General features: G+C 33.2%; 12 protein-coding genes. 1 reads left to right on the top strand and 11 read right to left on the bottom strand.

Annotated features, from left to right (window positions below; all coding sequences use genetic code 11):
• Positions 1-11: 11 nt before the first annotated feature.
• From AAA453_RS07990 to lepA, 10 genes are all read right to left on the bottom strand, one after another.
• Positions 12-722, bottom strand: coding sequence for an NfeD family protein (locus AAA453_RS07990; RefSeq protein ID WP_285323259.1), 711 nt, complete (start codon positions 720-722; stop codon positions 12-14).
• Between the two features lie 243 nt (positions 723-965).
• Positions 966-1136, bottom strand: a complete 171-nt coding sequence (rpsU, locus tag AAA453_RS07985; protein ID WP_002507473.1) for a 30S ribosomal protein S21 — start codon at positions 1134-1136, stop codon at positions 966-968.
• 187 nt (positions 1137-1323) lie between these two features.
• Positions 1324-2076, bottom strand: coding sequence for a 16S rRNA (uracil(1498)-N(3))-methyltransferase (locus AAA453_RS07980; protein ID WP_427704343.1), 753 nt, complete (start codon positions 2074-2076; stop codon positions 1324-1326).
• Between the two features lie 2 nt (positions 2077-2078).
• Complete coding sequence (gene prmA / locus AAA453_RS07975) at positions 2079-3017, bottom strand: 50S ribosomal protein L11 methyltransferase (RefSeq protein ID WP_427704342.1); 939 nt, start codon at positions 3015-3017, stop codon at positions 2079-2081.
• Positions 3018-3020: 3 nt separating this feature from the next.
• Entirely contained in the window at positions 3021-4157 is a 1137-nt protein-coding gene (gene dnaJ / locus AAA453_RS07970; protein ID WP_046465457.1) for a molecular chaperone DnaJ, read from the bottom strand.
• Between the two features lie 146 nt (positions 4158-4303).
• Positions 4304-6148, bottom strand: coding sequence for a molecular chaperone DnaK (gene dnaK / locus AAA453_RS07965; RefSeq protein WP_427704340.1), 1845 nt, complete (start codon positions 6146-6148; stop codon positions 4304-4306).
• A gap of 55 nt (positions 6149-6203) precedes the next feature.
• The gene (gene grpE, locus AAA453_RS07960) at positions 6204-6818 is read right to left on the bottom strand and encodes a nucleotide exchange factor GrpE (RefSeq protein WP_046465459.1); all 615 of its coding nucleotides are present in this window, start codon (positions 6816-6818) and stop codon (positions 6204-6206) included.
• A gap of 26 nt (positions 6819-6844) precedes the next feature.
• Positions 6845-7825: a heat-inducible transcriptional repressor HrcA gene (hrcA, locus tag AAA453_RS07955; protein WP_046465460.1), complete on the bottom strand. Its 981-nt coding sequence runs from the start codon at positions 7823-7825 to the stop codon at positions 6845-6847.
• Between the two features lie 99 nt (positions 7826-7924).
• Positions 7925-9049 (bottom strand): radical SAM family heme chaperone HemW, encoded by a 1125-nt coding sequence (hemW, locus tag AAA453_RS07950; protein WP_427704338.1) that lies wholly within the window; start codon positions 9047-9049, stop codon positions 7925-7927.
• 98 nt (positions 9050-9147) lie between these two features.
• A complete protein-coding gene (gene lepA, locus AAA453_RS07945; RefSeq protein ID WP_427704336.1) occupies positions 9148-10971 on the bottom strand; it encodes a translation elongation factor 4 in 1824 nt (607 codons plus the stop codon).
• A gap of 321 nt (positions 10972-11292) precedes the next feature.
• Here lepA and rpsT point away from each other — a divergent pair, with 321 nt between their 5' ends.
• The gene (gene rpsT / locus AAA453_RS07940) at positions 11293-11544 is read left to right on the top strand and encodes a 30S ribosomal protein S20 (protein WP_002507464.1); all 252 of its coding nucleotides are present in this window, start codon (positions 11293-11295) and stop codon (positions 11542-11544) included.
• Positions 11545-11709: 165 nt separating this feature from the next.
• On the opposite strand, the gene holA is transcribed toward rpsT, so the two are convergent.
• Positions 11710-12684, bottom strand: a complete 975-nt coding sequence (gene holA / locus AAA453_RS07935; RefSeq protein ID WP_285323269.1) for a DNA polymerase III subunit delta — start codon at positions 12682-12684, stop codon at positions 11710-11712.
• Between the last annotated feature and the right edge of the window lie 27 nt (positions 12685-12711).

Raw genomic sequence — 12711 nt, 5'->3', positions numbered from 1 at the left:
CTTTCTCTCCTTTATGATTCGTTTTCTCTAACAACAACTCTCGTACCTTCTACTTCTAAAATGGTTACTGCTTTATTTCGCAAAATAAATGATCCATCAGAAACTGCGTCGATACGTTCATTGTTGAGTGTAATGATTCCTGCTGGTCTTAAATCTGTTAATGTAGTAGCAGTAAGCCCAACTAAATGAGAGCGATCTTCATGTGAAGTGTAGCCTGCCTCTGCATTTGTAGAATCCTTCAAAACTACTTTATCTAAAAACGGTATCTTACGTTTGAAAATTTTCACTAGTACCACCCACTCTATGATTGATAATATCAATGCTACAACTACACTAGCAATCATATAAATTAAATTGTCACCTAAAGTAATAATACTAAAAATTATTAGCCCCATACCGATAATTCCGATAATCGCACCAACAACAAAAAGTTCTATTATTACCAATATGACACCGATTCCAAATAAGATGATTGAATACAAGTTGACATCGCCTTTTACAAAAAACCCTAAAAAGAGTATCAATAAGGCTAATGTGGCAACGATACCCACAATATTTATCTTATTAGAGTATAATTGATATAAAAATCCTAGGAAGATAATACAAGTTAAAATTAAAGCTCCAAACGGACTGACGATAACGCTTGCAACATTATCAATCCAATTTCCTTGTTCAACAAAGTTGACTGAAAATATTGTATGTATACTACTCGAAGGAATCACTCTATCACCTCGCTCTCAACTTGATTATACATGAAATGAATGTATGATTATAGCGTTTATAGCATAAATGTTAATTATATTAATTTTTTCAAATCATGAACCTGAATATATAAAAAAATAATAGTCTTAGTTGTTGAACAACTAAGACTATTACTATTTATAATTAATGTTGGTGTTGAGGGAGTCAACGACACAATTAATTATTAGAATATTCGTTTACGTGCAAGCTACCGTTAGTAAATACTATTTACGTTTACGCGCAGCTTCTGATTTTTTCTTACGTTTAACACTAGGTTTTTCGTAATATTCACGCTTACGAACTTCTTGAATTGTACCGCTTTTAGAAACTGTACGTTTGAAACGACGTAACGCATCTTCAAGTGATTCATTACTCTTAACTGTTGTTTTAGACATGTGTATTTCCCTCCCTCCAAATATCAACGAAACTTTATTATCATTTCATGGTTATGACCATGTATTAATCAGTATAATATATCTGATTAAAGCGGTCAATTAGTAAAATTTACAATTTTTTAATTTAAAGCAAAAATTTGTACTAAAATGTATACATTGTATTACTTAACACATGATTATTTTAACATTAATCTAATAAATCTTTTTCAAAACTTACAGCACTTAATACGTAAAGTGGTGCAGTTTCTGCTCTTAAAATTCTAGGACCTAGACCAATTTGATACGCCTTACCATCGAATAATGCTACTTCTTCTTCTGATAAGCCACCTTCTGGCCCAAATATAACTAACACACGAGCACCAGATTTCATTTCACGAACTACAGACTTAAAATTGTGCGTTTCACCTGTTTTAGCAGCATCTTCATAAGCGATGAGTACATAATCGTATTCATCGATATGATTATAAACTACTTTTAAACTTGGTTCATAAGTTATGGACGGTATAGCTAAACGGTAGCTTTGCTCAGCTGCTTCTTTAATAATCTTTTGCCAGCGCTCTAATTTTTTAACAATCTTACTATCATTTAATTTAACCACTGAACGTTTCATACCAGCAGCTATGAAATGATTAGCACCTAATTCTGTCGATTTTTGGAGCATCCATTCATATTTATCAGCTTTAATTAAACCACTACAAATCGTAATATGTTGAGGTAATTCAGTATCAATATCAATTTTTTCTACTAACGAAAGTTCAATACCTTCAGTAGCTATATCGATAATCTGACACTTATATACGTTCTGATCCACAAATGTAATAATTATTTTATCGCCAGTCTGATGACGCATCACATTGGATATATGGTGTATGTCACCTTTATCAGTAATGAAAAAACGCTGATTTACATCAGCGTTTTGGTCAATAAAGTATCTTTGCATCGTTATTCGCTCACTTTCTGTCCAACGATACAAACCCAACTGTTATCGTGATTAATAGAAACAATTTCAAAACCACTACGCTTCATATGATTTATAATAGATTCATGTTTTTCTTCTATAATACCAGAAGTTATAAAATAACCATCTTTATTTAAAACGTTATAAGCATCTTCGATCATTTCTTCAATAATATGAGCTAAAATATTGGCGACAACAACATCAAATTTTTCAGTTTCTTCTGTTAGTAAATTACCAGGAACAGCTTCAATTGCCTTAGCACAATTATTTTTCATGAAATTTTCTTTAGCAACTTTCACTGCCATTTCATCAACGTCTAATGCTTTAATACGTTTAACACCTAAAAGATGTGCAGCAATACTTAATATTCCTGAACCTGTACCAACATCTATAACTGAATCATTCGGCTTCACATAAGTTTCAATTGCTTTTAAACACATGCTCGTTGTAGGATGATCGCCTGTACCGAATGCCATACCTGGATCCAATTCTATGCACAACTCACTATCATCTTCTTTTTGATATGTTTCCCAACTAGGGACTATCGTAAATTGTTTTGATGCACGAAATGGATGAAAATAATTTTTCCATTCATTTTCCCAATCTTGTTCTTGAAGCATTTGTTCTTCGTAGTTAAAAATAGAGTTATCTAGAGATTCAACTTGCGAAATTTCATTTAAAAGCGCTTTTCTAAACGTTTCAGTATATTTCAGTTCATTGAAATACGCTTTTAGCCTGACCCCTTGTTTAGGGTAATCATTAGCATTAAGCGCATATAGCTCGCCATATTTATCCTCAAAGTCGTGATTTAAGTCATGAGAGTCCTCTATAACAACACCATTTGAACCAAAATTTTCCAATATATTAGTAATTATAGGCGTTACTTCATGATTAGCAATGATTGATATCTCGGTCCAATTCATATTCTAATCTCCTTTAAAGAATCTTTTAGCTTTGTCTCTAAAATTTGATGCTTGTTCAGAAATTTCTTCGCCATCAATTTCGGCAAATTCTCTTAATAATTCTTTTTGTCGATCACTCATTTTACTTGGTGTTACGACATTTATATTGATAAATAAGTCGCCATAGCCGTAGCCATGAACATTCTTAATTCCTTTTTCTTTTAGACGGAATTGTTTTCCAGTTTGCGTACCTGCTGGAATTGTTAACATCACGCTGCTGTTAAGCGTCGGCACTTTAACCTCGTCACCTAGTGATGCTTGAGCGATACTGATATCAAGTGAATAATAAATATCATCGCCATCTCTTTCAAATTTTTCTGAAGGTTTAACTCTAAATACAATATACAAATCACCTTGAGGTCCGCCATTTTCTCCAGGAGCACCTTCACCTGCTAATCTAATTTGTTGTTCATTATCTACACCTTCAGGTATTGTGACACTGATTTTAACATTTTTGTTCTCAGTACCTTTGCCCTTACATGTTGGACATGGTTCTTCAAACTCTTGTCCAGAACCACTACATACTGGACAAACTTTTTCAGTTCTAACTCTGCCAAGTATTGTATTTTGTTCTACAGACACATGTCCAGCACCACTACAGTATTCGCAAGTTTTCTTTTTAGTACCTGGCTTAGCGCCTGCACCATCACAAGTGTGACAAGACACATCTTTACGGATTGAAATTTCTTTTTCACTACCGAAAACAGCTTCATCAAACGTAACTGTCATTGTATATTGTAAGTCATCGCCTTTTCTTGGGGCGTTAGGATCACGTTGTTGACGGCCGCCACCAAAGAATGAACTGAATATATCTTCGAAACCACCGCCACCAAATCCACTAAAGTCTTGGCCACCGAATCCTTGGCCGCCAAAGCCACCTTGAGGACCATCATGTCCAAATTGGTCATAATTTGCGCGTTTATTTTCATCGCTTAATGTTTCATAGGCTTCAGAGATTTCTTTAAACTTCTCATCAGAACCTTCTTCTTGATTAATATCCGGGTGATACTTCTTTGATAATTTACGATAAGCCTTTTTAATTTCATCTTTAGAAGCGCCTTTGCTGACACCTAAGACTTCATAATAATCTTTTTTGGCCACTAATATCTCTCCTTTTACTGTTTTATTAAATCATTTTTAAAAAAGGAAAAAGTCAAAGCCAATGTTCAATTGACTTTGACTTAATTTGGCTAAGCAATTGTGTCATATTTTTCTATTAATAACAATTAATTAGTCAATGACTATACTTATTTTTGGTTGTCTTGGTTGTCCTCATCTTTTACTTCTTTGAAATCAGCATCTTCAACATCACTATCTTGAGAAGCATTTGCTTCTTCACCTTGTGCTTGTTGTTGAGCTTGAGCAGCTTGTTCATATACTTTTGTTGATAAGTCTTGAACTACTTTTTCTAACTCTTCTTTTTTAGCTTTGATATCTTCAATATCTTCGCCTTCAAGTGCTGATTTTAATGCTTCTTTCTTATCTTCAGCATTTTGTTTATCTTCTTCGCTGATGTTTTCACCTAAATCAGTGATCGTTTTTTCAACTTGGAATACTAAGCTGTCTGCTTCGTTTCTTGTATCACTTTCTTCGCGACGTTTTTGGTCAGCGTCAGCATTTTCTTCAGCGTCTTTAACCATACGATCGATTTCATCATCTGATAGTGAAGAGCTAGATTGGATTGTGATATTTTGCTCTTTATTTGTTCCCAAGTCCTTAGCAGTAACGTTTACAATACCATTTTTATCGATGTCGAAAGTAACTTCGATTTGAGGTACGCCACGTGGAGCTGCTGGAATGTCAGTTAATTGGAATCTACCAAGTGTTTTATTGTCTGATGCCATTGGACGTTCACCTTGTAACACGTGAATATCAACTGCTGGTTGGTTGTCTGCTGCTGTTGAGTAGACTTGTGATTTAGATGTTGGGATTGTCGTATTTCTTTCGATAAGTGTATTCATACGTCCGCCCATGATTTCAATACCTAATGATAATGGTGTAACGTCTAATAATACTACGTCTTTAACATCACCAGTGATTACGCCACCTTGAATCGCTGCACCCATAGCAACAACTTCATCAGGGTTAACGCCTTTATTAGGTTCTTTACCTACTTCTTTTTTAACAGCTTCTTGAACTGCTGGGATTCTTGTTGAACCACCAACTAAGATAACTTCATCAATTTCTGAACTTGATAAGCCTGCATCGCTCATTGCTTGGCGAGTTGGTACCATTGTTCTTCTGATTAAATCGTCAGCTAATTCTTCAAATTTAGCACGAGTTAAATTAATTTCTAAGTGTAATGGGCCATTTTCTCCAGCTGAAATAAATGGTAGTGAAATTTGAGTTTGAGAAACGCCAGATAAATCTTTTTTAGCTTTTTCAGCAGCGTCTTTAAGACGTTGTAAAGCCATTTTATCTTTTGATAAATCTACGCCGTTTTCTTTTTTGAATTCAGAAACTAAATAGTTAATGATTACTTCATCAAAGTCATCTCCGCCTAGTTTGTTGTCACCTGCAGTAGAAAGTACTTCGAATACGCCGTCACCTAATTCAAGGATTGAAACGTCAAAAGTACCGCCACCTAAGTCAAAAACTAATACTTTTTCTTCTTTTTCTGTTTTGTCTAAACCATATGCTAAAGCTGCTGCAGTTGGTTCGTTAATAATACGTTCTACTTCTAAACCAGCGATTTTACCAGCATCTTTAGTTGCTTGACGTTCACTGTCGTTGAAATATGCAGGAACAGTAATAACTGCTTTTTCTACTTTTTCACCAAGGTAATCTTCAGCTGTACCTTTAAGGTTTTGTAATACCATTGCTGAGATTTCTTGAGGTGTGTATGATTTACCTTCAACATCAACTTTGTAATTCGTACCCATATGACGTTTAATTGATTGAATTGTATTAGGGTTTGTGATTGCTTGACGTTTAGCAACTTCACCTACTTGAGTTTCATCATTTTTAAATGCAACTACTGATGGTGTAGTTCTTGCACCTTCAGGGTTTTGGATTACTTTTGGCTCATCGCCTTCTAAAATTGAAACACATGAATTTGTTGTACCTAAGTCAATACCTATTACTTTACTCATAAATAATTTCCTCCTGTTTGTTTATATAAATTGGTGTTTTCATCAATACTAAAACCTATTGATTTACTTTAACCATTGAAGGTCTTAATACACGTTCTTTTAGTTTATAACCTTTTTGTAGCTCTTGAGTGATTTCGCCTGATTCAAAATCAGGATTGTCATCTTGAACTACAGCTTGATGAATGTTCGGGTCAAATTGATGACCTTCTGTTTCAATTAATTCTAAACCATTTTCTTTTAATGCATTAATTAAACTTTCATGAATCATTTCCACACCTTTTTTAAGTGATTGGAATTGTTCATTTTCGCCTTCAATTTGTAACGCACGCTCAATGTTATCTATTGTTGGTAGAATATCATTAAGTACATCTTGCGCTTTATATGCTTTCATTGTTTGATTTTCTTTTTGGATTCTACGCTTATAATTTTCAAACTCTGCGTATAATCTTAAATACTTTTCTTCATTTTCTTGAACATCTTGTTTTAATTGTTGAATTTCTTCATCTTTAGGATCTACATTTTCTGTAGTTTCTTGTGAATCATCCTCCTGCAGATTATCTTGTGATGCTTCTGTAGTTTCATCAGTATTAACAGAAGATGTATTTTGCTCGTTATCAGTTACATCTTCATTTGCTTCTTGATCAAATACTGATTCATTTTTTTCTGTCATTTTCCGCCCTCCAATACAATACTTAATTACCAAATCGTATTTAGTAATCGTATTACGTTCTGATAATTCATTGCTGTTGGTCCGATAACCGCAATTTGGCCTTTTAATCTATCGTCAATGTGATACTGACTTGTGACGATAGAAATACCACTCAAACTTGATTCTATTTCATGTCCAATTTTGACGTTAATTGTCGAATTGGACATATCATCAAGTAATTGCGTGATTTTATTCGATTCTATATATTGCAAAATAGGTTGAATCGATGACACGTTCGTTTCATTCAACGCATCAATTAGTTTAACCTTTCCGCCCATAAAAATGCCATTACTTTGATTATCAAAATGAATCTCGATTGTACTTAGCATATCTTTGATAAAATGCTTCTCTAATTCAGAATTAACAAAAGCATCTAACTCATTTTCAAAACGATGATGATTCCATTCATCATATTTAGCAGTAACAAAATTCGAAATTTTTGTCAGTTCGTCATTAGATAACGGAACTTCGGATGCTAAATGCAGATGTTCTACATGACCGGATGTGAACACGACTACCATTATAACCAAATAGGCATTTGCTCGAATCAAATGAATGTTATTAATTATATCTTTTTTGTGATTTGGACGCATTACCAACGTTGTATATTGAGATGCAATTGAAAGTTCATTTGCAAATTCGCTCAATGCTGAGGAAATGTCATAATGATTATCAACTAGTAAATCACTCAAACGTTGAATTTTTGTTTGCTGTTGATGAGATGTTTGTTGCAATAATTGATTCACATAATATCTGATGCCTGACTGTGATGGTGATCGCCCTGATGAAGTATGTGTCTTCTCAATCAATTCAAGATCTTCGAGATGCTTCATCTCGTTTCGAATAGTTGCAGGACTAAAATTCAATTTGTGTCGTTCAATCAGTGTTTTTGAACCAATTGGATGACCTAAATCAACATAATCTTCAACAATTGCATTAAGTATGCTCAATTGTCTATCGCTAATCATGTTTTCACCTCATTAGCACTCTTTTGTTCCAAGTGCTAATTATAATTTATCAAATTGGTCAAAGTAAGTCAATGTTAAAGCATTCAATTTTAAATTTATTTATACATTTAATAAAAATGCTTCAAAGACAATATTCCCAATCACTTTTCCACGTTCAGTCATCGTGATATGTCCATTTTGATCAATTAAAAGTTCACGTTGAATTAAGTCTTCTATAGTTTGACCATAGACTTCTTCTAAGGTTTTTCCAAATTTCTGTGAAAATTTGTCTTTATCCACACCTATATTCATCCGTAATCCTAAAAACATTTCTTCTTCCATTTGTTCTGTTTCAGTAGGAAATGTTGAATCTAATACGGGTCGTTCATTGTTTTGTACTTTTTTAATGTAATGGTTTACTGGATTTACATTATTATAACGCTCTCCATTTACATAACCACTTGCACCAGCACCAAAGCCATAATAGCCTTCATTTTTCCAATACACTTTATTGTGTTCGGATTCATGTCCAACTTTACCGAAATTGGATATTTCATATTGATGCATCTCTGATTGTTCCATTCTTTCTAATAGATATTCGTACATTTCTTCACCAATATCTTCATTAGGAACTTTCAATTGTCCTTTTCTATACATATTATAAAATTTTGTTTTGGGTTCTAATATCAAACCATAACTGGATATATGATCAATATCCATCGACAAAGCCTTTTCTAGACTATCTTGAAAATCTTCTAGAGTCTGGTTTGGCAAATGATACATTAAATCTAAACTAATAGATGGAATGCCAACTTGACGAGCATTAGCAACAGATTGATAAATATCTTCTGTTTTGTGTGTTCTACCAAGTATGTCTAATAATTCTGGTTTAAATGTTTGAACACCCATAGACAACCTATTGACACCGTAATTTTTAAGTAATTGAACTTTTTCAATTGTTAATTCATCGGGATTTGCTTCAAAGCTAAATTCGCCTTTTATTTCAAAAGTATCTGTAATAGCTACTAATAATTTTTCGAGTTGTTGATAATCAAGTGCTGTGGGCGTACCGCCGCCAACAAAAACTGTTTCTAATTTTCTTATTTCACTTTGTTGCATTTCAGTGATTAAACAATCTAAATACGTATCAACTGGTTGGTTTTGTATAAAGTACTTGTTGAAATCACAATACGTACAAATCCTCACGCAAAAAGGAATATGGATATAAGCACTTTTCACTTCCATATTGCGTTCACCTACTTTCATTTTTTGAAGATGTGAGCACACAACAAAAAACTGGGGCATAAATCGAATGGATTTAAGGCCCCAATGTTTAATTTATATTAATCTTCATCCATCTTAAGAACTGCTAGGAATGCATCTTGAGGAATCTCAACGTTACCTACAGATTTCATTTTAGCTTTTCCGGCTTTTTGTTTTTCTAATAATTTTTTCTTACGGCTAATATCTCCGCCGTAACATTTAGACAATACATTTTTACCCATCGATTTAATATTTGTACGCGCAACAATCTTTTGGCCAACTGCTGCTTGAACAGGAACCTCAAATTGTTGTCTTGGAATAAGTGTTTTTAATTTTTCAACTAACATTTTACCACGATCATATGCGAATTCTTTATGTACTATAAAGCTTAAAGCATCTACTTTTTCGCCATTTAGCAATATGTCCATTTTTACTAAGTCACTTTCTTTATTATCAATAAATTCATAATCAAAAGAAGCATAACCTTTTGTATTCGATTTAAGTTGATCGAAGAAATCAAAAACCACTTCTGATAATGGAATTTCATAAATAATATTTACACGAATATCATCCATGTACTCCATATTTACAAATTGTCCACGTTTACGCTGACATAATTCCATTACAGCACCAACATAATCATTAGGTACCATCATAGTAGCTCTAACAAATGGTTCGTAGATCGTATCAATTTTATCTCTTTCAGGCATATTGGCTGGATTATCAACAGTAACTTCTTCACCTGTTTTCATAATACATTGATAGATTACTGACGGTGCTGTTGCAATAAGTGCAATACCGAATTCACGTTCGATACGTTCTTGAATAATTTCCATATGAAGCATACCTAAGAAACCGGTACGATAACCAAAGCCTAATGCTTGTGATGATTCAGGTTCGAATTCTAATGAGGCATCATTTAATTGTAATTTTTCTAATGCATCACGCAAGTCGTTGTAGTCTTTGTTATCTATAGGGAATAAACCACAGAATACCATCGGGTTCATTTTTTTATAACCTTGTAGTGCTTGTTCAGCAGGACGTCTTACATGCGTGATTGTATCACCAACACGTGAGTCGTCAACATTTTTTATACTAGCTATAATGTATCCTACATCACCGACAGTAAGTTCTTCTACAGCTAATTGTTTTGGCGTATTAATACCAACTTCAGTAACTTCGAAATCCTTACCTGTAGCCATCATTTTAATGCGGTCTCCAGGTTTAACCGTACCTTCCACAACTCTTATAGATGAAATAACGCCTCTATAAGGATCATACTCAGAATCAAAGATAAGTGCTTTCAACGGTGCTTCAGGGTCGCCTTGCGGCGGAGGAACAACTTCAACAATTTTTTCGAGTATATCTTCTATACCAATATTAGATTTTGCACTTGCTAGCACAACATCCTCTTTATCGATACCGATGACATCTTCTAATTCCTGCTTCACACGTTCTGGCTCTGCTGCAGGTAAATCTATCTTGTTAATTACAGGCAGTAGCTCCAATTCGTTATCTAGAGCTAAGTAAACGTTAGCTAAAGTTTGTGCCTCAATCCCTTGCGCTGCATCAACTACTAAGATTGCTCCTTCACAAGCGGCTAATGATCTAGACACTTCGTATGTAAAATCTACGTGTCCAGGTGTGTCAATAAGGTGGAATGTGTATATTTCACCATCTTTAGCTTCATACTTTAAGCGAACAGCATTTAATTTAATTGTTATACCACGTTCTTGTTCTAAATCCATGGAATCTAGCAATTGTGCGTGCATATCTCTCGATTCAACTGATTTCGTGTTTTCTAAAATCCTATCAGCTAACGTAGATTTACCATGGTCTATATGTGCGATAATTGAAAAGTTCCTAATATTTTCGCGTTTATTGAAACGGTCTTGTTTATCCATGTATTATCCTTCTCACTTTCATAATTCTAGCCCGTAAATATGTATGACATTCTTTGATATAATAACGTTTTTAGTAGGTAATTGCAAACTTACTACGATTTTTTACTATTTTCCGTAAATAATTGATATACTTGATATTGTATTCTACTTTGCATTATAGAGTGAATGTTCTTCTTTTCCAAATAGTATTGTACCATTTTCATCGATTCTATGCGCCTGCGATAAATAAATGATTGCAGAAAGGCGCTCGTTTTGATAAAATATTTCTTGTTGTAATCAAATTCATTTTGATAGCGAAATCATTATTAGGAGGTGACACACATGCCAAACATCAAATCTGCAATTAAACGTGTTAATACAAACCGTACTGCTGAAGAGCGTAACATTTCACAAAAAAATGAAATGCGTACAGCAGTTAAAAGAGCACACACAGCAATTGAATCAAATGCTGACAACAAAGCTGACTTAGTAAACTTCGCTTTGAAAAAAGTAGATAAAGCTGCTCAACGCAACTTAATCCACTCAAACAAAGCTGATCGTATCAAATCTTCACTTATGACAGCTGCTAAATAATAAAAAAGTTCAAGCCAAGGCTTGAACTTTTTTTATTTGCGTAAACAAATGAATATACGAATAACAAAGAAGTCTGAGCCACTGTGGTTTCAGGCTTTTTTTGTATTATTATGGGTTTTCAAACTTGTATTAACTTTTAAATAATATTAGCGCAAACATTTATAATTAAAGTGATAGAATAAATAATTCCAATATTAAATGTTTATCCATATAAGAAGATTTTAATTTATAGTCTGTCTCCGCACAATTATCAATAATATTCAATAAACTTTCCAATTGATAATGTCTTGCCTGATTCAATGCTAGTTTCACTCTATAAGGATGTACACTTATTGTTTTTGCAATTTGTTGTCCACTATAACCCTTTTGACTCAATATTTTACTTTGATAAAATAAACGATAATTACTCGTAATAAGTGCTAATAATTTAATAGGTTCTTCCTTCATTGCAATCAAATCTTTTACTAATCGTATTGCTTTAGCCTTATTATTTTTTTGGATGTATTCTGTCAGTAAAAACACATTCTGTTCAAGACTCCTGTTTACAATTTGTTGGACATCTTGTTTGTTTATCGTTGGTCTATCTCCTAGAAAAAGAATCAATTTTTCAATTTCTTGCTTTACTATATTGAAATTAATACCTGTTAATTCTATAAATAAATCTAAAGCATCTTGTTTTATATCTTTATAATTTCCATGTAATTCATTTTTAACCCAATTTTTAATTTCATCTTCAGACATTTGTTCAATTTTTTTCAATTGAGCATGCTTCTTCAGAGTCTTTACTAATTTTTTTCGCTCATCAAGTTTAGAATGATAAACTTCGAATACAATCATACTCTCGCCATCATATTTTTCTATAAATTCCATGAGTTGCTCTATATTATGATTTACATCTTTAGGCGCTTTTTCACCAGTGAATACATATGCATTTTGTACTAATACTGCTTTTTTATCTGAGAAAAATGGCATCGTTAAAGCTTCTTCTATAATTGGAGCTAAATCGCTTTCATATAGGTTGTATTTAACAAAATTGAAATCATCTTTTGGAGTATCTAAATATTTCTCTATTACTTCTGTAGATTTTTTTTCAATTAATTCAGGCACTTCTCCGTATATTGTAATTATATTATTGCTCATATGTAGCACCCTTTCATCACTATTACA

This window comes from Staphylococcus parequorum (assembly GCF_039237145.1).
GTDB lineage: Bacteria > Bacillota > Bacilli > Staphylococcales > Staphylococcaceae > Staphylococcus > Staphylococcus equorum_A.
Note: the sequence above shows the minus strand (reverse complement) of the source record. Positions and strands in the feature narration are given on the sequence as shown.